Below are 25,184 nucleotides of genomic sequence, written 5' to 3'. Positions count from 1 at the left end.
GGACAATGTTATGGAAACGAAAAAAAGAATCGGGATTGTAAGTATCGCCACTATCGTGGCCCCCATCATCGTTATCATCCTTGTGCTGGGGACAATCTTCACGGGTCGCCATGCGAGCGGAGATACGGAAAAGGCCGTGCGCAACGTAACGCTCCTCTTTATGAACGAACTCGCGAACCGCCGCGAACAGGTGGTGGCGTCGAAATTGAACGGCTACATCAACGACCTGGATGTGGCGGTGGGCCTGCTTTCAAAAGAAGACCTCGCCAGTACCGCAAGCTTGCAGAGCTACCAGCTCCGCATGAAGCAACTGTACGGTCTAGAAAAGTTCGCCTTCGTGGACACTACGGGTCTCATCTACACATCCCGCGGTACGCGCACCGACATTGACCTCTACAATTTCGATTACAGGACCCTGGCAAAATCCGAAATTTCATTAAAGAAAAACAGTGAAGAAAAGAAGACTGTTGTCATTGCCGTGCCTGTGGACCGTCTTGCCTTTAATGGTCGGGTTTTGGTCGTGTGCTTCATGGAAATCGACATGAACCGCATGCTGGAAGGTATTTCGCTGGAATCCGACCGGCAGGGAATTACATTTTGCAACATCTACTCGAAGGCAGGCAATTCGCTTACGAACCTGGTGCTAGGTGGGCTTGCGAGCGGCGACAATCTGCTTGCCGCCATGGAAAAAGCCAGCTTCGAAAAGGGGTTCTCCATGGAAAAGATGCGCTCCGACTTCGCGAACCACGAGGCGGGCGTCGTTTCCTTCGAGTATAACGGCATCCGTGAAACTATGTACTATGTTCCCGTCCATTCTACGGACTGGACGCTGACCTACCTTATCCGCGAAAGCGTCATCTCCGAGCAAATCGGTTCCATTTCGGAAGACATTTTGGAACGCAGCCTTCTGCTATCCGGAATTATCGCGCTAGTGCTCTTGACCGTGTTCCTGATTCTTTTCATGCAAATCAGGCGTACCTCTCAACTCAAGTTAGAAAAAGAGGTGGCCGATGCCGAAAGCCGCATCAAGCAGGAAAAACTGGAAGAACAGCTTGCGCTCCAGCAGAAGTTAGTTGAAGAAGAACGCAAGAGGAACGAACAGCGTAACATGATTACCGCGCTTGCGTCAGATTACCGCAGCGTCTACTACCTGAACCTGGATACCGGAATGGCGATATGCTACCGCAAGGACGGCACCGTTCCGGTACCTTTCAAGGAAGGGGACGAAATCGGCTACCTGGAAAATTTTTCAACCTATGCCGAAAAGTTTGTCGCACCGGAATCTCGCGAAAAGTTCCTCGCCTTTATACAGCCCGAAAACGTGCGCGCGGGTGTCGCGAAGAACAAGATCTATACCTTGCGCTACCTGGCAAACCATGGCGGCAAGGAAAGTTACGAAATGCTGCGCATGGCGGGCGTGCACAATGCCGGCGACGCCCCGGATGCACCGCTCCGCATTGTAGGTTTCGGATTTTCCGATATCGACGAGGAAATGCGCGATTCCCTTGCCAAGAACCAGGCGCTTTCCGATGCGCTCAAGACGGCAGAAGAGGCGAGCAAGGCGAAGACCATATTCCTCTCCAACATGAGCCACGAAATCCGCACGCCCATGAACGCGATTATCGGCCTCGACAGCCTTGCGCTGCACGAACCCGAGATTTCGCCGAAGACGCGCGGCTACCTGGAAAAGATTGGCTCCTCCGCAGAACACCTGCTGAGCCTCATCAACGAGATTTTGGACATGAGCCGCATCGAGAGTGGCCGCACGAAGATCAATAGCGAAGAATTCTCGTTCCCCAAGCTTTTGGAGCAGGTGAACACTATCATCGACGACCAGAGCCGCACCAAGGGCCTGAACTATTCGTGCCATGTGGCGGGCAGTCTGGACGACTACTACGTCGGCGACGTCACCAAGATTCGCCAGATTCTCATCAACATCCTGGGCAATGCGGTCAAGTTCACCCCGAAGGGCGGAAACATCGACCTCAACGTGGAAAAGATTGCCGCGTTCGACAACAAGTCCACGCTCGTCTTCAAGATTAGCGATACCGGTATCGGCATCAGCAAGGAATTCCTGCCCAAGATTTTCGACACGTTCACCCAGGAAAACGCCACCACGGCTTTCGAGTACGGCAGCAGTGGCCTCGGCATGGCGATTACCAAGGGTATCGTCGACATGATGAACGGTAAGATCGATGTGGAAAGCGAAAAGGGCAAGGGGACCACGTTCTGCGTGACGCTCACCCTCAACGACAGCATGCGCAAGCAGGCGACCGACGACGAAATCGAAATTCATCCGAGCGAAATGAGTGTGCTGGTGGTGGACGACGACGAGATTGCCCTGGGGCACGCGAAACTCGTGCTCGGCAAGGCGGGAATCCTCACCGACACGGTGCTTACGGGCAAGGAAGCGGTGGAGATGGCGAAACTCCGCCACGCGAGACGCGAGCCCTACAACCTGATTGTGGTTGACTGGCAGATGCCCGAGATGAACGGCATCGAGACGGCGCGCGAAATCCGCAAGGTGACCGGCGACGAGTCAGCCATTATCATATTGACGGCCTACAACTGGGACGACATCCTGGACGAGGCCCTGGCAGCCGGCGTGGACTGCTTCATTTCTAAGCCCTTGTTCTCGGGAATCCTGCTGGACGAATTCAAGAACGCCCTCCGGCGCAAGAAGGAACACACCTCGCTTGCGAAGAACAAGGCGGAACTTGCCGGAAAGCGGGTACTCCTTGCCGAAGACATGGAAGTCAACGCGCAGATCATGATGGAAGTGCTGAAGATGCGGGACTTGCAGGTGGAACTGGCTGTAAACGGTCGCGAGGCCCTGGAAATGTTCCGCGACCATCCCGAAGGCTACTATTCCGCCATCCTTATGGACGTGCGCATGCCCGAGATGGACGGCCTGGAAGCGACAGCCGCCATCCGCAAGCTGGATCGCGATGACGCCAAGAAGGTTCCCATTATTGCGCTCACGGCAAACGCCTTTGACGAAGACGTGCAGCGGAGCCTGCAGGTGGGCATGAATGCGCATCTGAGCAAGCCGGTAGAACCCGACGTACTCTTTGAGACGCTCGAGGAATTGCTGTAATCCATATTTTTTTAGGTGAAGGTAACACATTTCGTTCCCTCGGGTGTTACAATGGCAAATAGGGCCTCCTATTTGCTATTTTTGAGAGAACGCGAGCTATTTTGAAACGTTATATTGAAATTTTTGCTTTGTTGCTGGCTATGTTGAGTGTAGCCGCCGTGGCACAAGAACCTGTGCCCGATTCGCTTGCACCCCAAGGAATCACTTTTAACGGAATTGTACAGGATTCCTCTTTTGCCCCGGGCGAAAAACTCAATGTCGAAATCCTGGAGTCGGGCGAGGCGCTGCAAACCACCGTCGGTACGCCCTTTAGCGTTGTGCTCCCCGAAGACACTCTGTGGAATATTTGCGTCACCAATTCCGATACGGCGGGCGCCGAAAAAGAAAAATGCTACGAACTCAAGTACGTTGGCGCTGAACGCAGTTTCTCGCAGGCACTGGGCGAGGCTTTTGCAGAACCCGATTCTATAGTAGAAGGGGAAGGCCTTCCCCTCGCTGCTGCCGTTGACTCGGCGTCCGCTACCCCTTCTAGCGGGACCGTCGCCCCGCAACGCCCCGATTCGCTGGCAAAAGATACTTTGGCACAAGATTCCGCGAATAAAGACGTCAATGTGGATGCGCTCCTTGCAGGCGGCGACAATGCCAAGGTGACCGAACTCAAGAAAGTCGTGGTGCAGTTGCGCCGTCGCCCCAAGCGTAAGCCCGGCGAATCTGTAGTGTCGGCCAAGTCCATCAAGCGTATGCCCAGCCTCGCCGAAGCCGACGTTATCAAGAGCATCCAGGCGCTCCCGGGCGTGGTCGCCAGTTCCGATTTTAGCTCCAAGATTTATGTGCGCGGTGGCGCCGCCGACCAGAACCTCTTCCTGTTCGACAACGCTGTTGTTTATTCGCCGGTGCATTTCTTCGGGCTGTTCAGTACCTTCCTGGTCGAAGGCATCGATGACGTGCAATTCTACAAGAGTGGATTCCCGGCGCAGTACGGTAACCGCTTGAGTTCCGTGCTCAAGATGGATGGCCGCGCAGGTGGTCAGGATTCCGTTGACGAATGGTTCAGCAAGTCCAGTATCAAGATCAGCACCTTTGCGGCCCAGCTTCACACCGAAGGTCACCAAGGCCCTGCCCGCTGGGTGGTGGCTGGCCGTACCACCTACATCGGCTACATGCTGGATTTGATGAACGCTCTCGATGTTATCGACCTTGCGCTGGACTATGAATTTACAGATGTGCAGGGTACCTTCATGTACAACTTTACCGACGACACCCGCATGAAGCTTAACTTTTATGTGGGCAAGGATCGCTTGAGTTTTGATCCGCTCTATATGGACTGGGGCAACGTGGCGATTCCGCTCGGATTTTACCACCGCTTTAATGGCGATTGGGACTACAACGCGACCCTTGCCTTCAGCGAATTTTATCAGACCATGAAGGTGAGCGACCTCATGTCGATTGAGATGTACCTTTATACATTCGCAGGCAAGCAGTGGGTCAATTACCGCGGCATTCCGAACCATACGCTCACTGCGGGTTACGAACTGGAATACGACTACGAACGTTATGGCGAACAAATGTCTACGCTTAGTATTGCCGATATTCAAAAACCGTTCCACCATGTGGGCTATCTGCAGGATGCCTGGAAGTTCGCGCCCGATTACCTGCTGCAATATGGCCTGCGCTTTAATTACCAGACGGCTGCGGAACACTTTGGCGTAGAACCCCGTGCGTCGCTCAGTGTCAATATCGATGACGACAAGACGGTGGAATTCTATGGTGGCTACTACCTGCAGTATTTGAACTCGATTGTCTATACCGACCAGGAAACGCTAAACGAATTCTACTATCCGGCAACAACGACCACCAAGGGTAAGCATGTCAAGCCTGCGTCTTCGTGGCTGTTTGCCGCAGAATATTCTCAACGCGGAATATTGGAAGACTACGACGCCACCGTGGGTGTTTACTACAAGACTCAAAGTAACTTGAATACGTTTGTGGCAGTCCTCGACAGTAACGAAGAAACAGCTTCGGACGACTTTGTGGTGGCAGACGGATTCGGTACGGCGGAAGGCTATTCTTTCGGTTACGAACTTTCGCTCCGTAAAGATAAGGGCTGGTGGTTTGGCGGTATAAACTGGAGCCAGAGCATTAGTGTCATGAAAACAGACGATGGTTCCAAGCCGTATTTCCCCAGCTGGCATCAGCCTTATGCCCTCAAGATGGATTTGGGTATTAACTGGCGCGGCCCGGAAGATGCGTTAACGGTACACCCGACGCAGAAAGATATGTATGTGAGGTCTTCTGTGATTATGAAATATTCGGCGGGCATGCCCATGAGTGAATACAAGGGTTACTACATCTCGGAACACCTCGGTCATCAGGAATATTCCGACGAAACGGTTGTGGTGCCGGGAAGCCGCAATGGCGCCCGTCAAACAGATTATTTCCGCGTCGACGTGAAGGCGATTGACATTGGCCGCGAAGGCAAGTGGAACTTTAGTTGGACGATTATCAACTTGACCGATCACAAGAACATGTTCTTTACATTCTACGACACCCGTAAAAATCCGCCTGAGAAAACAGAAATTACGCAGTTCCCCTATTTGCCGATTATGTTGAGCTATGAATACTATTTCTAGACTAAGGAGAGTTGCCATGGTGGGTATGATTCGCAATATCATTGCTTGTAGCTTTTTTTCTGCGCTTCTTATGCTTGTGGCCTGTAGCGATTTTCATGGCCCTTGGGAATATTACCCTGAAAAGCGAAACATCTATACGGGAATTTTTACCTACGGTACTATTGTCGCTGACGAAAATCCCGAAATCTGTTTTTCGAAAATCTATGAACTCGACGAAACTTCTTCTAAGGATTTTGCCTTTTATGATAGCGCCTACGTGACGGTGAAGGGCTATTTTAAAAGGACTACCAACGACGAAGATGTTGATACGACAATTGTTTTGTGGGCCTATAGAGACAAGCCGAATTGTTTTTCTTCGGATTACATGGGCGTGGTGGGCAAGTCCTACACCATGGATGCCTACTTTGAATGGGACAGTTCGGGCCACAAGGCTAAATCCAGGTACACAGCCGAGGCGACTATTCCGACTCCTGTAAGAATCAAGGGTCTGAATGTCCCTTTGCAAAATGGGGACTACGAGTGGCTCCCTTACGACGAAAAGAATCCTGAATTCAGAGTTAAGTTTCTTGAATACCCGATGGACATGGAATTTGTCAAGTGCGCGGTGGATTTTGACCGCGAAGTAGCGGGTGCCATTTCGATTTTACGTTACAGTATCAAGAATGCGGAATCGCAAAACACGACTGTCAATAATATGCTTAAAGGCCTTACAAGCGAAGACGAAGAAGGCTACCGCGGTATTGCGATGCACGATCCGCTTGAAAGACGTGAGAATTTGGGCTTTTCCATGAACCGCTGGGTTGGCGGTTACAACATGCTCGATACGCTTTACCTGATGAACATGATGATGCCTTTGGGCGAAATCTATGTGGATTTCTATTCCACCGATGCGGCCTATGTCGATTACGAAACGAAGGTGACGGAGTCGTTCAATGATTCTCGCGTTGTTCCGGAATCAAACATCAAGAACGGTATGGGCGTGTTTAGCGGTATGGCCAAGACGACTATTAGCTTGTATGTTGAAGGCGACGGCGTTGGAATGACGCATATTGCTTTAAACAATTGCGATGATGCCAGTGGCGACAATTCCGATAGCTGGGATTCTAGAGGGTGCAGACTGTATCAGGATGTTGCCTGCGCTTCTTTAGACTATGAATATGATGGTTATTATGACGATTTGATATCGCTGAATGAACGTGCGTATAAGGAATATAGGGATTCAGTCCATAACCGGCATCTAAAGACTTGCTATGCCTCGCACGTGAAGGCCGCCATGATGCTCGATACGACCAAGTGGTCGCTGTTCTTGCCCGACACGATTGGCGAAGGTGAAAAGTTTATGGCCTATTCCGATGGACTCAAGCGTTATTGCGTGGCGAGCAACTTTGAAAATAATAAAATTGCCGACTGTTACGATTTGTATCAGCAGTGTATCGAAAGCCCGGAAAAAAACAGCTGCAAGGAATATCTGTGGCTGTGGTGTGCTGACCGTGGCTGGCCCGATACGGAACAGTGCAAGAGTGCGCTTGTTAGCCGCTATTATTTGCAAGAGCAAAAGTCCAGCATTCTCCAGCGCGAAGTTCAGAATGTTTGCAACTATTATCACCCCGCTATTTGTGACAACTGGTGCGAAAAGCAGAAAGACGGCCGCATGAAATGCCTGTCGTCTGATGCGATCGAAAAGGAAAAATAATGGTGACACTTATGGTGCCTTCAAGTGTTTTAATTATGTAATTTTGAAGAAACCCTTTTGCGGAAAGTTATGAAACGACTGAAATTATTACCGTTAACGCTTGTCGTGATGCTCCTTTCGGGGGTGGCGTTCGCTGACCGCGACGCTGAAATTCGCGACCTTAAGCTTGAAAAAGACAAGCTGAATTCTGAAATCCAGAAATTGAACCGCCAGATTGCCTCGACCGATTCGATGCTCAAGGCGGACGATTCTCGCTACAAGACTCTGCAGGCCCGCTACAAGGCCGACACGGAACGCCGCCGCAGCGAAATCGATACCTTGAATGTGAAAATCAAGAACGTGGCCGCCGAACTCCAGACGGAACGGGGCAAGCAGGCCCGCGCCAAGAACAAGAGTGACAATGTAGCCGCGAAGCGTAAGGCCCTGCGCGAGGAACTTGCAGGCATCAGCAAGCGTTTAGAGGCGCAAGTCGCGCAGACGCTCCCGTGGGAACGCGAAAGCAGGCTTGACCGTGTCAAATCGCTTACCCGCGATATCGAAAGCGGTAACGCGAGCGAAGAAGAAGCCTTTTCTCGCCTCAAGTCGCTCGTTGCCGAAGAAACCAAGTTCGGTGACGAGGTGGCAATCATCAACAGCCCGCTGACCCGTAAAGACGGCGAACTGATTAACGCGGCGATTTTGCGCATCGGTAACCAGTGGATGGTTTACAGCGACGACAACGGTACCGTATTCGGCGTACTTGTTCGCAAGATGGTTGACGGCAAGATTGTTTACGAATGGAACGAAGACTTGAATTTGGAAGAACGTGCTGCGGTAAAGCTCGCGCTCGACGTGAAGCAGGCAAAAAAGCCGCCTCAGGTCGTGAAGCTGCCCGTAAGCCTTTCTGTGGTGGGGGGTGAAAGATAATGTTTAATGTGAAAATGTGTAATGGTGTCTTTGCTGCAGTTCTGTTCCTCTCGGCCTCTTCCGCTTTTGCGTGGCCGTGGTCGGGTTCGGGCGAAAGCAAGGCCTCTGCCGAAGACCAGGCGCGAATCAAGGATTCCCTGCAGACCGAAGAAGTTCGCAACTTGCAGCGCGAAGTAGAGGCTTTGACCCGCATTCGCTTGCAGAAGGCTGATTCGCTAGAAAAGCTTGAAGCCGAACACTGGCGCAAGCGTTATGCCGAATCCCAGCTGACCGAAGAACACCAGGCTGCATCGCGCGAACTGGATGCCCGCTATTCCAAGCTTTCGACCGATCTTGGCCGCGTGAGCGAAGAAGTGGCGGCAAGCAAGAGCCTGACCGAAGAAGCCGAAGAGCGAGCGCAGTCCGAAGAATCTGCCTACGATGCGTTGAATACGCAGGTGAAACTTTCGATCGACAAGACGCTTGGCGATGCCATGGGCGATTACCCGGTGGGCATGAACGGTCGCCTGATTCGCCTGAAGCAAGCCTCTAACGAAGCTGAAAAGGCGACGCCGAATACGATTGGTGCGGTGCAGAGCTACATGGACGATTTACTGATTCGCCATGAGCTGACTTATACGCAGTTCTATGGCCGCGAAACTTCGCAGGTGGGGAGCCGCCCCGATGTGAACGTGAACCGCTTGCGCCTGGGTACCGTGTTCCTCGGCGAAGTCGCACAAGATAACGGTGACGTGCAGGCATTGCTGCGCTCTGGCGCCTTGCAGGGCAAGGTGTTTGAATGGAATGCGGCACTCCCGCCCGAAATGGCCGGAAACGTGAAGCAGGCCGTGGTGCAGGCCGGTTCCGCTGGCGAAAATGCGACGCCGACGGTCGTGATTCCGCTGGATGTGCTCCAGAATAAGGCCATCAAGAATGCGATTACCGACACCAAGGAACTCACGATGACGGAAAAGTTCAAGGAGTTCTTCAAGAAGGGCGGTATCGTGATGTACCCGCTCATGCTGGTGGCGATTTTTGCGTTGCTCCTTTGCCTGGAACGCTTCTTGGTGCTGACTTTCCGCGGACACTTGGGTCGCCGCTTCCTCAAGAAGCTGAATGCACTCGTGAAGGAATCCCGTTACGAAGACGCCGCGAACCTTTGCCTGAAAAAGGAAACGAGCCTTTCGCTGGTGCTTTTTGCGGTGCTGAACCGCGCCCGCGACAAGCGTGAAGATGCTGAACGCTCGCTGCAAGAAGCGATGTTGCGTGAACAGCCGAAATTGGAACGCCGCATGGGCCTCTTGGCTGCCATGGGGACGATTGCCCCGCTGCTTGGCTTGCTCGGAACGGTGACCGGTATCATTACGCTCTTTACCGTGATTACCGAAGTCGGTACGAACGACGCCCGCGTCTTGGCTGGCGGTATTTCCGAAGCCCTGGTGACGACGGAAACGGGCCTTGTGATTGCCATTCCGGTGATGATTTTGCACGGCCTCTTGAGCGAAAAAATTGAAAAGGTCACGAGCGAAATGTATGTGCAGAGTACCTCGCTATTGAACAGAATTTTCGGGAAGGAAGCGTAAGCGGGCATGTCTAACACCCATTACATATTCCTGGAGTCTCTGCAGAACACTTACCAGGCGGGCGGCGTGGTCATGCTCCCGATCCTCTTGGCAGGCGTTATCGGATTCTACTTCCTGTTTTCGAGCTGGTTCCGCATCGGGAGTGACTTCTTCCGCGCCGACATTCACAGGGTCATCAAGCGCATGCGTCTTGATTTGAACGGTGGTAACGAAGAATACGAAAAGAATGCTGAACCCCCGAGCGTCGAAAAGGCGTTGCGCAGGCTTCGCAAGCGTGGCGGACTTTTGGGTCGTGAGCTGAGCTATGCGATTGATGTGGCGAAGGAAAACCCTGAAGGATTTCGCGACTACATGCAAGTGCGTCTCGCCAAGACGGTACGCTATATGGAGCAAGGAAACCACATTGTGTCTGTGATGGCCTCGGCCGCACCGCTCCTGGGCTTGCTTGGAACCGTGACGGGCATGGTCTCGACATTCGAAGTGATTACGCTTTACGGAAACCAGAACCCGGTGCTCATGGCTGATGGCATTTCCGAAGCGTTGATCTCGACGCAGAGTGGCTTGCTTGTGGCATTCCCGCTCACGCTTTTGAAACAGCGCCTGGATGAACGTGTTGAAATTTTGCGCCAGAAGATGGAACTCGGCGCGACTGTGATTGAAAACTATTTTGTGGAAAAGGCTGAAGGCTAGTTATGGAATTCAATTTGCCGAGAAGAAAGCAGAAAGACATGGGCATCGAAATGGGCCCGCTGATGGATATCGTGTTCATCTTGCTCATTTTCTTTGTGGTGACGTCTTCGTTTACGCGTGAAACGGGTGTGGATGTGACTAAGCCGCAGGCACAGTCTGCAAGTCAGCTCGAAAAAGAGAACCTGCTGATTGCCATTACGCGCGAAGGCACGATTCACATGAACGAACGTCAGGTGGACTTGGCAAGTTTGCAGGATATCTTGAAGCAGTCGCTTGCAAAAGCTCCGGATCGTGAAGCGGTGGTGATTGCCGATAAGGGTGCTGAAACGGGCGTGTTGGTGCAGGTGATTGACATGTGCAACTTGGCCGGAGTGAAAAAGGTCTCTATCGCGGCTCAGGCGGAATAATGTTGCATTTTTTGAAAAAAATAGTGAAGCGTTTTAGCATTTTGCTTGCGGCGATTCTCGCGAGTATGCTTCTCGTGTTCTCGGTGACGATGGCGAACTTGTTCCTGACGGGCAAGGTGTTTCACGAAAAGAGATACAACAAGACCGAAATCGCGATCAAGAAGGTAGACGAAGTCGAGAAAAAGGTGGAAAAGAAAAAGCCCGCACGCAAGCCGAATCGCATGAAGTCGAATTCCCGCTCGCCCAAGGCGGGGCCGCGCTTTGCGATGAACTTGGGGGCGGCCTCAGGTAACGGTGGCGCAGCCGTCAGCCGCGACTTGGTGGCCGATTTCCGTGGCGGAGCGCTTTCGACGGAAAAAGGCGATGTGGACAAGAAACCCGAAAGCCGCAGCATGGCGAATTTCCAGGTGCCGCCCAAGATTCGCGACAATGAAATCGATGCGACGCTCCGACTCAGTTTTTGCGTCGATGTCAGCGGCAAAGCGTACGACATCAAGGTCCTGGAAGAATCTCCTGCTGGCTCTGGCCTTGCGCAGGCCGGTCGCGAGGCTCTTGGCCGCATGACGTTTACTCCTGCCGAAAAGGCAGGCAAGGCGGTGCCCTTCTGTGGCATGGAACAACCGTTCGAAGTGAAGTTTAGGGACTAGTTAGAAGTAGACGGTAGACAGTAGGCAGTATTATTTTAAGTAGAGACGAATGTTATGTTTTTTAAAAAGTTCCTAAATGATTTTTGTGGACAAGGGAAGTGCTCTAGGTCCTGTCTACTTCCTACTTCCTACTTCCTACTTCTTTTTTCCCTCGCTGCCACTTGTTTCGCGGCGCAGTCCGCGTATGATTTGATGGAACGTGCGAATGCCCTTTACCGCGACGGAAAATTCAAGCAGGCCATTACGCTTTACCGCAAGGCTGAATCTCGCGGCGCGGACCCCGTCGCCACCAGTTTCAACATCGCGAACAGCTATTACCAGCTAGAAAACTTGCCCGAGGCCGCCGCCACTTACCGCAAGGCGATTGATTTTTCGAATGGAGCGTTTTCGCCCGCGCTCTTCAACATGGCGAGCGTGTATTTTCGACTCAAGCAGTATCCGGAATGCGTGGCGGCGTATCACCGCGCGTTGAAACTGGAACCGGAAAATGTTTCCGGTTGGCTTTACTTAGGCGAAGCCTACAGTAAAACCGGCGACGCGGTCGGCGCCCTGCGTGCCATCGAAAAGGCATACCAGCTCGACAAAGAAGACATCAGCATCGTGTACCAGCTTTCCGAAGCGAATATTTCGCTCAACGATTTTGAACGCGCCGTTGCCGTGATCCGCGAAGGCTATGCCGCGCACCCCGAAGAAATCGACTTCTTGGTTTACCTGGGTGACGTTTACCGTCTGAACAAACAGTACGAAGAAAGTGCTGCCGCCTACCGCGAAGCGTTGGGCGTGCGCCCCGATGACCCGGCGACCATGTACAAACTCGCCGATGTTCTTGCCGAAGACAACAAACCCTTCGTGGCGATGGATGTGCTCAACAACCTCACGCAAATCAAACCCGATTTTAGCGACGCCGCCATCTTCCTCGGGAACCTTGCCTACGACGCTAAATTCCTCGACCGCGCCGAATCCGCCTACGAGCTTGCCGCAAAGCAGGGTAACGCCGAAGCCGTTTTCGGCTACAAGAACATGGCCTACGATGCCCACGCCCAAAAGCGCGACGACGAGGCTCTCCGCCTACTGCGCACCGCCCAAAGCTACTTCCCGGACGATGTTACCTTGCAGGCCGACATTCTCGAGTTCGAAAAGGAATAAATAATTGAAGACTGGAAATTCTTTTTTATATTCACTCTAAACAGGAGTCCTTATGAAAAAGCTTTTTTTCCCAGTCATTGCCGTGATGGCATCTTTCGCCGTTTTCGGCTGCAGCGACACCAAAAACAAAGTTGCCGAAAAAAATGCTGAACAGGCAAAGCCTGCTGCGGAATCGGCAGAAAATGCGGCTCCTGCAGAAGCGGCGAATGTTGTTCAGGTGGCAAAGACTATCACGCTTGCGAATGGAGCGAAAGTCACCTGGATTCAGGACAATCAGGGCGAAAAGCTAAACCCCCGCAGCCTCTTTAGCGACGCGAGCGATTCCCTGTTTGCTAGTCTGAATTTGCCCGATGGCATTCCGGCTTCGGTGAGCGTATTCCTGCTGCAGGTGGACGGCAAGAACATTCTGTTTGATGCCGGCCTTGGCGCGTTCGGTGGTCAGATGTTGAATCGCCTTGCTGCACTCGATGTCACTCCTGACAAGATTGATTTGATCTACCTGACGCATTTCCATGTGGACCATATTGCGGGACTTGTTGCGAAAGATTCTACTGGCAAGGACGTAAAACTCTTTAAGAATGCTGCTGTCTACGCGGGCAAAGTGGAATACGATGCCTGGATGAACGACATTGCGAAAAATGATTTGCAGAAGGTGATTATGGGCATCTATAAAGATAGCCTGCACTTGTTCGCTTTTGGCGACACGTTGCCGCAGGGGGTGATTGCACTTGACGCCGTGGGGCACACGCCCGGCCATACTGCGTTCCAGTTTAGTAACCTGCTCGTAATCGGCGACCTGATGCATGGTTATGCGTTGCAGAAGGATCACCCCGAAATCAATTCCAACTATGATATGGATAAGGAAAAATCCATCGAGAGTCGCAAGCGCCTAATGCAATACGCCCGCGACAATAAACTTACCATGGCCGGCATGCACCTGCCTCCGCCGGGATTTGCGGAATAGTTTTGAAATCAAGGATTTACCTATGCAATGGAATGCTGAAACAAGGGAGCGGATAGAAGCGCGGTTGAACAGTAAAGAGAACTCGCTTGCGCCTTACGCTTGCAAGTCTGCACAGGCGATTCGTTTTCACGAGGCTTCAGAAGATCTCCGCCCGAACTTTTTCCACGATTCCGACAAGATTGTTCATTCTTATTGCTACAGCCGCTACATCGACAAGACGCAGGTCTTTTACCTGGTCGAAAACGATCACATTACGCACCGCGTGCTGCACGTGCAACTGGTGGCGAAGATTGCAAGAACTATCGGGCGTTTCTTGAACTTGAACGAAGACTTGATCGAAGCGATTTCGCTGGGGCACGATGTCGGCCACACGCCTTTCGGTCATGACGGCGAGCGAATCATTTCGGCATTTTTGCAGGAACAGGGTGAAGGAATTTTCGAGCACAACGTTCAAAGTTTCCGCTTGTTCCACGATCTTGAAGCCTACGGAAAAGGCCTGAACCTTACCGCACAAGTGCTTGACGGAATTATCTGCCACAACGGCGAAATCTTGAAGAATGAATACGGCTGCGACCGTAGCAAGACTCCGGAAAAGTTGCTGACGGAATACCGCGAAAGCCTCAACGGGAATTTCAAGTCGAAAGATATGGTCCCGATGACACTCGAAGGCTGCGTCATGCGCATCTCGGATGTAATCGCCTACATTGGCCGCGACATCGAAGATGCCGTCATCTTGAAACTGGTGGAACGCGAAAGCTTGCCCCGCGAAATCACGGAAGTGCTTGGCAACAAGAACGGCGAAATTGTCGACACGCTTATCAAGGACCTCGTGAACAACAGCATCGACAAGGAAACTCTCCGTTTTTCGCCGGAAGTTTTTGAGGCGCTGAACCGCCTGAAAGATTGGAACTACAAGAATATTTACCTGAACCCGAAAAAGTCAACGCAAGACACAAAAATCAAGGCGATGTTCCAGACTGTTCTAGAAGAATGTCTCGAAGAACTCGGCTCCGACAAAAAAGTCACCGGAATCAACCACTGGTTCAATTCCATGAGTGCCGAATACAAAGAGGCTACCCCCAAGCTGCGTGCCGTTGCCGACTATGTTGCGGGCATGACCGACGACTACCTGATGAATACCTATAAGGAAATCGTTCTTCCCAAGTCGTTCGGGATTAGTTTTGCCTAATTTTAGCTTTTTTTGCGTAAAATTACAAAGTGTCATTTTATGACACTATTTAAATCTATATTTACATTGTAACCTTCAACAAGGAGGCCTACAATGGCAAATGATATCTTTTACGTCAGTATCAAAACATCCAAGGCGGTGAATGCTTACGCCTTTACCCGCAGCGAAACCGGAATCTTGGATTATGCTGGAGCTGCAACGCCTTCGGCCGATGAACTTTCGCGCATGCAGTGCGTCGAGGGAAGTGCCTATTTTACGCCTTCGTGGTATACCTACTTGCCTGAAACATTGCTGGCAGAGATTTCGGTGTACATTCCCGTAGACATCAAGAACCTGGATGCAAACCAGTATTCCTTCTTGTTGCATGTCGGGGCGCTGTTGCTTGCGGTTGAGATGCGCGATAGTCTTTTGGTGGCGGAACTTTTGCATAGGCGTTCGATGGTGTTTGCAAACTTTACGCCGATTCTGCTGCATATCTTGAAGCCAGTGGCTCCCGAGTCGCTTTTTGCCTGGATCTACGGGGGATTCCATGGCGATGGAAACTTCTTGCAAATTTATGCGAATGATGCACCTGTTTCTACTGGCGAAACCGATACGGCGACGATTCTTTATGCGGCTGCTCGCGAGGCCCTGAAACCGGAACCCAGCAAGGAAACGGCAGAGGGTATGTTCATTCGCTATTTCAAGGGTGACGGAAATCGCAAGTTCAATTTCACCATGGGAATCGTGGGGGCGGCAAATCACCCCTGGGTCGATAGCATCGAAAAATTCGAAAAGATTTCTGGGGCAGCGACAGGATTCCATTTTGCGGACGATCCTGAAAAGGCAGGCAAGAAACGTAGCGAAATTTTTGAATCGCTCAAGGTGAAGGTGCAGGCAGAACCTTACAATCCACATGACCACAATGCCGTCAGTGTATTTATCGACGATTTGGAATCGGTGCTGAAGGGGGCCCGCAGCAAATGCAAGGCGGGGTATCTGCGGTCGACGGGGGCTGCCATTCTTCGCCATGCGCGTCCGAACTTGTACAGCTACGAATCTTCGCTTTGGCGCATCGGCGGTAATCCCGACTATTTCGAGAATGCTATTATTGTTCGGCTGAAATTCTAGCGGATATTTTTTAGATTGCAGTTATGTTGCACCTGAAATTTGCATTGAACCTCGAAAATCTCGCCGACGAAATGATCGACGAGATTTCTCGGTGTTGGAAAAATCCTTTCGAGGCTCCGATTGTCATTTTCCCGGACCCGAAACTGGAACAGTGGTTCCGCCTGCGCTGGGTGCAAAAGAAAGGGGTGCTTGCAAACCTGAACAAGAGTACCATCGACAGGTTCCTTTTCGGTATTTTGGTGGGCGAAAACGGCCGCCTTAAAAAGCTTTCTTCCGACATGCTTGCAAATGTCATAATTGCATACTTGCAGCAAGAAACGGACGGAAAGCTTAATTACCAGCTTTTGGGCGAAAGCGTCAAGGCATATCTCGAAAGCGATGGTGTGATTGATGAAAACCGGCTTTTCGATTTTGCGAACGTGATGGCGGGGCTCTTTTTGGAATACGAAACGAGCCGCCCGAGTGGTTTTATTTCGGATTCTGAAACCGGCGACAGTGCCAAGGGAATTTTGGACTGCTGGAAACAGGGAAACTTGCGTGATTTCTTTATCACGCGCGACGGTTCGGTCGCTGCAAACGAGGAATGGCAGCGAAAACTTTATTCGGCCTTGTTCCATGCTGGTGACAAGGGAAAATCGCTCTTGACGCAGGTGTTTGAAAAGTCTGCCGAAAAGAGTGGCGAAAATGTCACCTACCTGACGCTTCCGTATTTGTACGAAGCCTGCAAAACTGAAAACGGCAAGGTCAAATTCAATTACGATAGCGATCTCCCGATCTTTATTTTTGGCCTTTCGGGCATGGGGCAGTTCTACCGCGTCATCTTGCAGGAGTTTGCAAACCAGCACGAAATTTACGCCTATATTCAAAACCCCTGCATGGCGTTCTGGGAAGATTGCAGCGGCAGGCAGAAACCACTCGAAAGCATGAAACTTGCGCTTCCGTGTCTTGCGGCAGATCCTGCCGACGAAAGCGAATCAATAGACGAAGACGAAAACGAGCTTTTGCGCTATTGGGGCAAGGCTGGTCGCGACAACATCAAGCTCTGGAGTATCGCAACCGATTACAACTTTATATTCGATGGCGATTCCATTGTCGACCGTAATAAGGAAATGCCTTGCGACACCCTGCTGCATCAGGTGCAGTGGATGGTGGCCCATCGTAAGAATGTCTTCTGCGAAAATACGGATGTCCTCGATAAGATTCCGTTTGAAAAAGACGCTTCTTTCGGCGTGACAACGGCGCCTTCGAAAATTCGCGAAGTGGAAGCGCTCCATTCCCGCATTTGCAAGTTGCTTTCAGAAAAAGATGTCTTCGGAAACCCGAAAGCGACGATTGCCGATATCCTCGTGGTTTCCCCGAATATCGACGATTACCGTACGGCGATTTTTCAGGTGTTTGATCAGACCCGTGATGGGTTCCATGTTCCGTTTAACATTGTCGATTCTGCCGCCCGCGATTCACTGACGGCGAATGCGCTTTCGATTCTTTTTGCGATTCACGAAAAGGAAACGCTTTCGAGGCCCGACTTTTTTGCCCTGGTGCGTAACCCCGTGGTGCAAAATGTCCGCAGGATTCATGCTGACGAAGTTTCCAATTGGGAATCCTGGGCGTCGAATATGAATGTTTACCGCGACCGCATCGTCGACGACAACGGCGAAAATCGTCGCGAAGAATCCTGGGTGACGGCGACCCGGCGGCTTTTGCTTTCACGTTTTTCTTATGGCGGCGTAGAAACCGATTCTGGCGAAATTCAGCCCTACAGCGATATCAGCAGCTCCGACAGCAGTTCGCTTTACCGATTTGTAGATGCCATTGATTCGCTTGAAAATTGGATGAACGTGGATTCGGACCTTTCGGCCATTTATCAGTTTTTGGATTCCTGGCTTTGCATGGGGAACCCTCCCAAGGAACTTGCGGGCGAAAGCGTCATTTACCACGCGGTTACCTCGGCCCGTGAAAATTTGGAATACCAGTACCTTGCCGGTAGCGAGGCGATTTCGTTCAAGATTGTTTCGCAGACTCTGATGTATGCGGCACGTGGTTCGGAATACAGTTGCGGAAACCTGTTTATTAACGGGCTTACTTTCATGAAATTCGCGCCGAACCGCATTGTCCCGACAAAGTACCTGTTCTTTATGGGTGCCGATGCGGCGAACTTTCCGGGGGTACGGAATACGAATACGCTCGATTTGCGCAAGTCATGCCGCCCCTGGCCTGGCGACGATTCGGTCGTTAGCAGGAACCGCTACGCTTTCCTCTGCCAGCTCATGAGTACTGCCGAGGGATTCTTCATAAGCTATGTGAATAAGGACCTGCAAAAAGACGAGGACTTTTACCCGTCGTCGATTGTCAACGACATTCGCGGATTCCTGAGGAACGCGGCGAAGGCTGCTGGCGTGACGGATGTTTCGACTCTCAAGAACTTGTGGCCCGACGACAATATCCCGCTGGATGAAACGCGCCCGTGGGAAATGCTATTTACCCAGCGCGAGATTCGTAATAAGAAGGCGCATCTGGAATTCGGCAATGACCGCGATGTGGTCAACTTTACACCCGACCCCGAAAATGGCGAAGACCCGCGCCTCCCCGAACAGGTGAGTGTCTACCAGTTCAAGGAATTTCTCAAGGATCCTTTCGTGTTCCGCGTCGGTCAGATGATGCAAATCGAAGACGAAAAGGAAGACCCCGAAAAGACGGAATTCGAGCCTGTCCTTGTTGACAAGTTGCAAGAGACGGTTTTGCGCCGCATGCTGCTTGCCCAAATGTTGGGTGTCTTTGAAAACGATCATTTGACCACATGGGAAGACATCCGCACTTACGCACTTTCCAAGGGGCTTTTGCCCAAGGGGGCTTTCAGCGAACGCATCTGGAATGACATCCTTGATGAAACAAAGTGCTGGGCCAACTTGATTGCCGGTTTGTATCGTAAGCCTGATTTTCGGTATGGCCGAAAGACCGTCGAACTCAAGATGAATGGCTGGACGCTGCTAGGGACTATTCCCCTGTATGTGCAGAACGATAGGTGCTTTCACCTGATTGATACGGCGGGTGTTGAAATCCACCAGTACCATTTTTTGACGGGTTATATCCAGGCGCTTGCACTCATTTGCGAGGCGGGGCAGAAAAACGAACCTGTTCCTGAAATTTTCATCGATTGCTATTCCAAAAAGATATGGCAAGCGAAGCCTGTCCGGCGGACTCCCGTCGAAGCGGAACAGCTGCTCGAAAAGATTTACCGCAAAATGTTTGCGGTGCAGATGGATACGAGCGGAAAGTGGGAACGCTACAGCAAGGTTCTCCCGATTGACATGGTGTCCGAAAACAAAGTTGAATCATACGACGATTACATCAAGGCGTTCAATGACGAAAACCATTCGCCTTGGAAATATTTCGCAGGCGCCAAGTTGTTCGATATCAAGAAGGTCAGCGGATTCCCCGAAAAATACTTTATGGATCTCTGGAACAAGGAATGTCAGGACCTCAAGGAATTGACTCCCGATTTGTGGACTTCCGATGTGATAGGAGGGACCGTCGATGACCCAGATTAAGCTTTTTAACATTGATGATTTTCATCTCGGCAATAACCTCTATATCGATGCTTCGGCAGGAACGGGCAAGACATACACCATCCAGCAGTTGGTGGCAAAACTGGTTCGTGGCGAAAATGGCCGCGCAGGTATTCCGCTTTCGAAAATTTTGATTGTCACTTACACCGACAAGGCGACCGGTGAACTTCGCGACCGTATCCGCCAAAAGATGGAAGACTGCCTCGCCGAAGAAAATCTGGAATGCTACCGCGAAGCCTTGCAGAATATCCATACGGCACCGATTTTTACCATCCATTCCTTTTGCCAGAAGGTGTTGCACGATTTTGCTTACGAGGCGGGTTCTTCCTTTAACTTGGAAGTCGTTTCGGACGACGGCATCGAAAACCTGATTCAGCGACTGATTCGTGATAAGTGGTCTTTCGAAACGGAATTCATGAACATGCTGAATTCTTCGAAATTCAAGATGAACTTGTTCGTCAAGAATTTTGTGAATGCGGCCAAGTTTATGTTGCAGAATCGCGAGGCAAAAAAATTTGAACCCGACTACAGCACTCTTGAAGGAATTTTGCAGTGGGCTCCTGGAGCGCGTAACGCGTGGAATGTATTGCTCAAGAACAAGGATAAAACTTACGAAGAAGTCCTCAAGACGAAAACGAATCTTCTAAAACTGTCGGATTTTATCGCTGCCATAAAGGCTTACAAGGGTGACGATAAGCTTTTCCCGAGAACGTTTACGAAAAAATGGCGAGGCGTCTGGGAAAGCGACGAATTGAATGCGGCGGTCGATTTTTTCTTTGACCTCAAGGATATGGATTTGCAGAAGGCCGCCCTAGAGGTGTTCCAGAAATTCATTTTCGACCATGTGAAAGACCTAGTGGAACTTTGGCAAAAAGAAAAGCGCGAAGGCAAAGCGCAGTCGTTCAGCGACATGATCAATGATGTCCACGAATCGGTTTTAAATGGTAGCGGCGAACTGGTGCAGAAACTGCGCGAAACGTATCGCTACGCCATCATCGACGAATTTCAGGATACGAACCAGTTGCAGTGGGATATCTTCAAGACGATTTTCTTGGAGTCCCCTGATAACAACATCGTCGTCGTGGGCGATCCGAAGCAGTCTATCTTTTCGTTCCAAGGGGCCGATGTGGGTGTTTATCGCCACGCCATTGCCGAAATCGGCGAGAAGAATGGGCGCAGGCTTTCGACAAACTACCGTTCCAGCGACGATATCATCGAGGCCTGCAACGAACTGTTCCAGGGCGATTTCCTTGAAAATGGCGACTTCTCGAAATCGGATGTCCCGGTGGACAAGTTGAAAAAGCAGCCTCCTGTTTTGAATGGCGAAAAGACGGCACCCTTGTGGATTTCGAACGTGTCGGACGAATACGAGTTTGCAGAATTCGCGGTGCGTAAAATCGTCGAATGTTGTGCTCCCAGTGCAGGTGATCCTTCCAAGACATCGCTGCGGGTTTTCGACAAGGACGAAAAAGAACTGCGGAATGTGCGCTTCTCGGATTTTGCCATTCTTTCGCGTACCCGAAGCGAGATGACTGCCTTGGAAAGCGCCATGGCGCAGGTGGGTATTCCTTATACCCGCTACAAGGATACGAATCTTTTTTACGGCAAGGAATGCGCCCATTGGATTTCGCTGTTGAAGGCTTTGGATGCCCCGGATTTTTCCAGTTGGAATCGCAAGTTCCTGAACGAGGCCTTGATTACGGACTTTTTCAGGGTTCCCCTGGAACGCGTTGAGGATGAATCGTTCATTTATCCGACTGGCGACATCATGAAGCTTTTTGTTGGTTGGCGTCAGTTGGTGGCGAAAGGCCGCTGGGCGGAACTTCAGGAAAGCATTTATCAGGAAACGGAAATCGACAAGTATCTGAGTACGCCCGCAACGTTGCAGCAGTTGGCGAAAGTCAAGCAAATCGGGACTTACATTTTTGACTACCTGTACAATAATCAGGTCTCGCTGGAAGAAGTTATCAAGCACCTGCAAGGGCTTGCGAATTCTTCGGAAGATGTCGATGACGCCGATGGAAACCTAGTCGCGAAGGGGAGCGATTTTGATGCCGTGAACCTCATGACAATCCACGCTTCTAAGGGCCTCGCTTTCCCGATTGCGATTATTACTGGCGGGCTTCGCGGGGATAATTACCGCAAGGAACGTGAACCGTTCTCTTTCGATTACGAAGGGCAAAAATACATCGGCTTTGATGCCGGAGTTTCTAGCGAGACGAGCAAAAGAGAGAACCATGCGGAATGGCGCAGGCTCATTTACGTGGCATATACCCGCGCTGAATCATTGATGATTGTTCCGCAGTATAAAATCTGGTTCGAAGATGATGGTAAAACGGTTAAGCCGAATAAACCTTTTGCCTTCTTGGCGAATGCCATTGCGCGACTTTCCGAAACGGATTTTGCGCGCACCTGTCAGGACGATTCCCATGCTGATTCCTATGCGACGGCAAGCGCTTCGCAACTTAAGAAAATGGTGGCCCAGATTTTGCGCAACACAAAAGATGAAAAGCCCGACGATAGCAGGTTGCCCGATTTCGAATCGTTGCAGAACAAGGTGAATGACGCCTGCATTTACCAGTATTCCTATTCAAGCCTGGCTTCTAAAAAGCGCGTGCTTGAAAATCGCGAAGATTTTTACGACAACGGAGAAATTTCTGTCGATGGGAATCGCGCAAACCGTGAAGACTTTATCGAGGCAGGCAGCGGAACTAACAGCATCTTGATAGATGACGCATCTGCGTTGGTGCAACCCTGCGCAAATTACGACAAGAATGCACCTGTCGCAGGTGTCGCGAATTATCCCCGCGGCGCGAATTTGGGCGATGCCTTGCACAAGGTTTTTGAAAATCTGGATTTTGAAACCGTCGGAAATTTGCCTGACGAAAATGCGGCTCGCGAAGACGCAACCTTGCGCAATCTGATCGCCGAAACTTATCAAGGCAATTCGATTCATATTCAGGAACACCCCGAATGGAACGACTTGACGGCGGGCTTTATCTGGAATACCATGAATGCGGAACTCCCCGAAATTCACGGGAGCATTGCTACCGGAAAAACATTCCGCCTCAAGGATTTGCCTGCCGCTATGCGCCGTGCCGAAATGGGGTTTCATCTAGATAGCCACGGCGAAGAATCGTCTTGGATGAATTGCCTGTGCAAAGGATTTATTGACTTGATGTTTGTCCGCAAGGGCGACGACGGCGAAGATTACTATTCGATTCTGGACTGGAAATCTGACGTGATGGACGATGCCGATTACAGCGACAAGGACGCCCTTTCGCAAAAGATCGAAGAGGAATATTCTATCCAGCGCGTACTTTACAGTTATTTGCTGATTAAGTGGCTTAAACAATTTTATGGAGAAGACGAACCGCAGATTTTTGAAAAGCATTTCGGCGGCATCTACTATGCACTTGCCCGCGGCACTAACGCCGGGACCTGCAACGGCATTTATTGCCAAACATGGAAGAGCTACAGTGATCTTGAAAAGAGCTACCGCAATGTCGCTGCCCTGATGAAGCGTAGCACGAAGGAGTCCGCATGAGTGTTGTAAACGTCAATGGTTCGGTCGCGGAATACTTCTCCCTGCTTCGTGAAATGCGCGGGATTTCTCCCATCGCCGAAAAGATGCTGAATCTGCTCTGCGCATTGCAACAGAAACCGCAACTGTCTTTCGAGGCGCAAAAGGTTCTGCTCATTTACCTCTCCTTATTGGAAGACGGCAACACCCGCATTCCCCTCGATGCCGAAAGGCTCTATGCTAAATGGGAACAGAAGTGGAACGGTCTCGTGGTTCAGGCGGAAAGCCGCGACGCCTTAAAAAGCTTCAAGCGTACGGAACCGTACCTGGCCGCAGATACATTCAAACCGCTTATCATGAGTGGGGTGCGAGATATTGCCGCGGGCAAGTACACGCAAATTATAGGTGACAATGCGACGCCGTTGCGCTTACAGCAAACGCCCCGATGCGACTATCTGATTTCGGCGAAGCATCTCGAAGACAAGAACCACATCGAAAACATTTTCAAGTCGGGCTTCTTCAAGGAATCTTTGCTTGATGGCTCCGCCGTGCAACTGGCCAAGGATTTTGTACAGGGGTTGCTTCGTGAAGGTTCGCCGATTCATTTCGATGACCGTCAGGCCGAAGTCATCGCTCGCGGTGTATCGCAGAATTTGATTGTCACGGGCGGGCCCGGCACCGGAAAGACGACCGTTATCGGGTTCTTGCTCTGGAAACTTTTTGCAAGCGATGCGGACTACTTGAATTGGGATTTGTACATGGCTGCTCCGAGCGGTAAGGCGGCTGACCGCCTCGCCGAAAGTATGGACGATACCTTGCATGAAATTTCGACGGCGGCCTGCGACGAAAATCCTCGTTTTGTAGAAAAGCTCGCCAAGGCATCGAGCTATACCTTGCATAGGCTTTTGAAATACAGCGTTGCGAAGGGCGGTTTCACTTTCAATTCCGGCAATCCGCTTCCCGAAAAGGCGATTTACATCATCGACGAAGCGAGCATGATTGACGTTTCGTTATTTGCCGCTTTTTTGCAGGCGCTCCCGCCCAGCGGAAACTTCAAACTGTTCATTTTGGGCGATCCGAATCAGTTGCCCTCGGTTGATGCTGGCGCCGTACTCGGCAACATTCTGGAATTCGACTACAATTTCGTCGTCAAGCTGATTCGTTCCAACCGATTCAACGACGAGTCTAGAATCGGCGTGCTGGCGGGTAAAATCCAGCGCGGCGAAGAAGTCGCTTTCGAGGCCGCCCCCTTTAATGCTCGCGCGACTTATTGGGAAGAACGCGATAGCGTTCACCTGATAGACCTCGACCAAGGTCAAACGCTTTCTCGTCGGGAGGAACTCCGCACCGTCGAAAATCTAGTCCGCAAGTGGAGCCTGAAATTCTACGTCCCGCTTATAGACCTTGCAGAAAAAGTCGATCCGGATATTCCTTCGGAATGCGTGACGCCCGAACAGCGGTCCATTTGCGAAAAACTTTGGGACGCGGCGAATCAGGCGAGAATCCTTTCGGCAGAAAGGCGCGGCAACCGCGGTGTCGAAACGCTGAACCAGATTGTCGCCGAAACACTCACCCCAAATTCGTCAACACGGTTCGTGGGGCAAATCCTGATTTTCAATCGCAACCAGAATGAATTTAAGTTGTATAATGGCGACACGGGAATCGTGGTTAAATCGAATCGCCATGAGCAGTACTTCTTAATGCTTAAAAAGCAGTCCAAATTCGTCTTCTACCCGCTTTCGTATTTTGCGGAAGATTGCCTGGAGCCCTCCTTTGCCATCACCATCCACAAATCGCAGGGGTCCGGCTACCCAAATGTCATGATGTTCCTGCCGACGCGCAAGGGGCATCCGCTTTTGAATCGGCAAATCTTGTATACGGGCATCACCCGCACCAAAAAGCAGTCGCTCTCCATCATCGCGACTCCCGAGACGTTCAAGGCCGCTTGCGAGACGGTCATCGAACGCGACACGGGTATCGAGCTGTAAGACTCGGTGTTTTTGCTCGCGGAGGCCTGTTTTCGCTGCCAAAATCCTTGAAATTAGAGAAATTCC

General features: G+C 51.2%; 15 protein-coding genes. All 15 read left to right on the top strand.

The genetic code is table 11. From position 1 onward, the window contains the following. Positions 1-10 precede the first annotated feature (10 nt). The 15 genes from B9Y58_RS11165 to B9Y58_RS11095 all read left to right on the top strand — a co-directional run bounded on the left by B9Y58_RS11165 (position 11) and on the right by B9Y58_RS11095 (position 25,118). Positions 11-3,097: a response regulator gene (locus B9Y58_RS11165; RefSeq protein WP_073056648.1), complete on the top strand. Its 3,087-nt coding sequence runs from the start codon at positions 11-13 to the stop codon at positions 3,095-3,097. Positions 3,098-3,237: 140 nt separating this feature from the next. After that, a complete protein-coding gene (locus B9Y58_RS11160; RefSeq protein WP_073056733.1) occupies positions 3,238-5,727 on the top strand; it encodes a TonB-dependent receptor plug domain-containing protein in 2,490 nt (829 codons plus the stop codon). Between the two features lie 16 nt (positions 5,728-5,743). After that, positions 5,744-7,420 carry a hypothetical protein gene (locus tag B9Y58_RS11155; protein WP_233247949.1) on the top strand — a complete coding sequence of 559 codons (1,677 nt, stop codon included), beginning with the start codon at positions 5,744-5,746 and terminating at the stop codon, positions 7,418-7,420. A gap of 69 nt (positions 7,421-7,489) precedes the next feature. Continuing rightward, entirely contained in the window at positions 7,490-8,326 is an 837-nt protein-coding gene (locus tag B9Y58_RS11150) for a DUF3450 family protein (RefSeq protein WP_073056654.1), read from the top strand. Beyond that, complete coding sequence (locus tag B9Y58_RS11145; protein WP_073056657.1) at positions 8,326-9,888, top strand: MotA/TolQ/ExbB proton channel family protein; 1,563 nt, start codon at positions 8,326-8,328, stop codon at positions 9,886-9,888. The genes B9Y58_RS11150 and B9Y58_RS11145 overlap by 1 nt, the downstream gene beginning before the upstream one ends. 6 nt (positions 9,889-9,894) lie before the next feature. Next, positions 9,895-10,578, top strand: a complete 684-nt coding sequence (locus tag B9Y58_RS11140; RefSeq protein ID WP_073056660.1) for a MotA/TolQ/ExbB proton channel family protein — start codon at positions 9,895-9,897, stop codon at positions 10,576-10,578. Positions 10,579-10,580: 2 nt separating this feature from the next. Beyond that, positions 10,581-10,985 (top strand): ExbD/TolR family protein, encoded by a 405-nt coding sequence (locus B9Y58_RS11135; RefSeq protein WP_072798016.1) that lies wholly within the window; start codon positions 10,581-10,583, stop codon positions 10,983-10,985. A gap of 23 nt (positions 10,986-11,008) precedes the next feature. Continuing rightward, positions 11,009-11,632, top strand: coding sequence for an energy transducer TonB (locus B9Y58_RS11130; protein WP_233247948.1), 624 nt, complete (start codon positions 11,009-11,011; stop codon positions 11,630-11,632). 192 nt (positions 11,633-11,824) lie between these two features. Further along, the gene (locus B9Y58_RS11125) at positions 11,825-12,778 is read left to right on the top strand and encodes a tetratricopeptide repeat protein (protein ID WP_233247947.1); all 954 of its coding nucleotides are present in this window, start codon (positions 11,825-11,827) and stop codon (positions 12,776-12,778) included. A 52-nt stretch (positions 12,779-12,830) separates the two neighbouring features. Continuing rightward, positions 12,831-13,742, top strand: coding sequence for an MBL fold metallo-hydrolase (locus B9Y58_RS11120; protein WP_085534929.1), 912 nt, complete (start codon positions 12,831-12,833; stop codon positions 13,740-13,742). A gap of 22 nt (positions 13,743-13,764) precedes the next feature. After that, positions 13,765-14,931 carry a deoxyguanosinetriphosphate triphosphohydrolase family protein gene (locus B9Y58_RS11115; protein ID WP_085534928.1) on the top strand — a complete coding sequence of 389 codons (1,167 nt, stop codon included), beginning with the start codon at positions 13,765-13,767 and terminating at the stop codon, positions 14,929-14,931. Between the two features lie 93 nt (positions 14,932-15,024). Then, positions 15,025-16,041: a hypothetical protein gene (locus tag B9Y58_RS11110; RefSeq protein WP_085534927.1), complete on the top strand. Its 1,017-nt coding sequence runs from the start codon at positions 15,025-15,027 to the stop codon at positions 16,039-16,041. 23 nt (positions 16,042-16,064) lie between these two features. Next, positions 16,065-19,589, top strand: a complete 3,525-nt coding sequence (locus B9Y58_RS11105) for an exodeoxyribonuclease V subunit gamma (RefSeq protein ID WP_073056671.1) — start codon at positions 16,065-16,067, stop codon at positions 19,587-19,589. Continuing rightward, positions 19,576-23,154 (top strand): UvrD-helicase domain-containing protein, encoded by a 3,579-nt coding sequence (locus B9Y58_RS11100; protein ID WP_083532319.1) that lies wholly within the window; start codon positions 19,576-19,578, stop codon positions 23,152-23,154. Before B9Y58_RS11105 ends, B9Y58_RS11100 begins: the two co-directional genes overlap by 14 nt. Beyond that, positions 23,151-25,118, top strand: a complete 1,968-nt coding sequence (locus B9Y58_RS11095; RefSeq protein WP_073056673.1) for an AAA family ATPase — start codon at positions 23,151-23,153, stop codon at positions 25,116-25,118. Before B9Y58_RS11100 ends, B9Y58_RS11095 begins: the two co-directional genes overlap by 4 nt. The last annotated feature ends 66 nt before the right edge of the window (positions 25,119-25,184 follow it).

The sequence above is a fragment of the Fibrobacter sp. UWB15 genome (assembly GCF_900177705.1).
Taxonomy (GTDB): domain Bacteria; phylum Fibrobacterota; class Fibrobacteria; order Fibrobacterales; family Fibrobacteraceae; genus Fibrobacter.
Note: the sequence above shows the minus strand (reverse complement) of the source record. Positions and strands in the feature narration are given on the sequence as shown.

What these genes read in the sequence shown, in the direction of transcription:
- B9Y58_RS11155 (WP_233247949.1), top strand. Translation starts at nt 5,744, where the DNA reads ATGGTGGGTATGATTCGCAATATCATTGCTTGTAGCTTTTTTTCTGCG.
- B9Y58_RS11145 (WP_073056657.1), top strand. Translation starts at nt 8,326, where the DNA reads ATGTTTAATGTGAAAATGTGTAATGGTGTCTTTGCTGCAGTTCTGTTC.
- B9Y58_RS11100 (WP_083532319.1), top strand. Translation starts at nt 19,576, where the DNA reads ATGACCCAGATTAAGCTTTTTAACATTGATGATTTTCATCTCGGCAAT.
- B9Y58_RS11110 (WP_085534927.1), top strand. Translation starts at nt 15,025, where the DNA reads ATGGCAAATGATATCTTTTACGTCAGTATCAAAACATCCAAGGCGGTG.
- B9Y58_RS11150 (WP_073056654.1), top strand. Translation starts at nt 7,490, where the DNA reads ATGAAACGACTGAAATTATTACCGTTAACGCTTGTCGTGATGCTCCTT.
- B9Y58_RS11125 (WP_233247947.1), top strand. Translation starts at nt 11,825, where the DNA reads ATGGAACGTGCGAATGCCCTTTACCGCGACGGAAAATTCAAGCAGGCC.
- B9Y58_RS11120 (WP_085534929.1), top strand. Translation starts at nt 12,831, where the DNA reads ATGAAAAAGCTTTTTTTCCCAGTCATTGCCGTGATGGCATCTTTCGCC.
- B9Y58_RS11160 (WP_073056733.1), top strand. Translation starts at nt 3,238, where the DNA reads ATGTTGAGTGTAGCCGCCGTGGCACAAGAACCTGTGCCCGATTCGCTT.
- B9Y58_RS11115 (WP_085534928.1), top strand. Translation starts at nt 13,765, where the DNA reads ATGCAATGGAATGCTGAAACAAGGGAGCGGATAGAAGCGCGGTTGAAC.
- B9Y58_RS11135 (WP_072798016.1), top strand. Translation starts at nt 10,581, where the DNA reads ATGGAATTCAATTTGCCGAGAAGAAAGCAGAAAGACATGGGCATCGAA.
- B9Y58_RS11165 (WP_073056648.1), top strand. Translation starts at nt 11, where the DNA reads ATGGAAACGAAAAAAAGAATCGGGATTGTAAGTATCGCCACTATCGTG.
- B9Y58_RS11095 (WP_073056673.1), top strand. Translation starts at nt 23,151, where the DNA reads ATGAGTGTTGTAAACGTCAATGGTTCGGTCGCGGAATACTTCTCCCTG.
- B9Y58_RS11105 (WP_073056671.1), top strand. Translation starts at nt 16,065, where the DNA reads ATGTTGCACCTGAAATTTGCATTGAACCTCGAAAATCTCGCCGACGAA.
- B9Y58_RS11140 (WP_073056660.1), top strand. Translation starts at nt 9,895, where the DNA reads ATGTCTAACACCCATTACATATTCCTGGAGTCTCTGCAGAACACTTAC.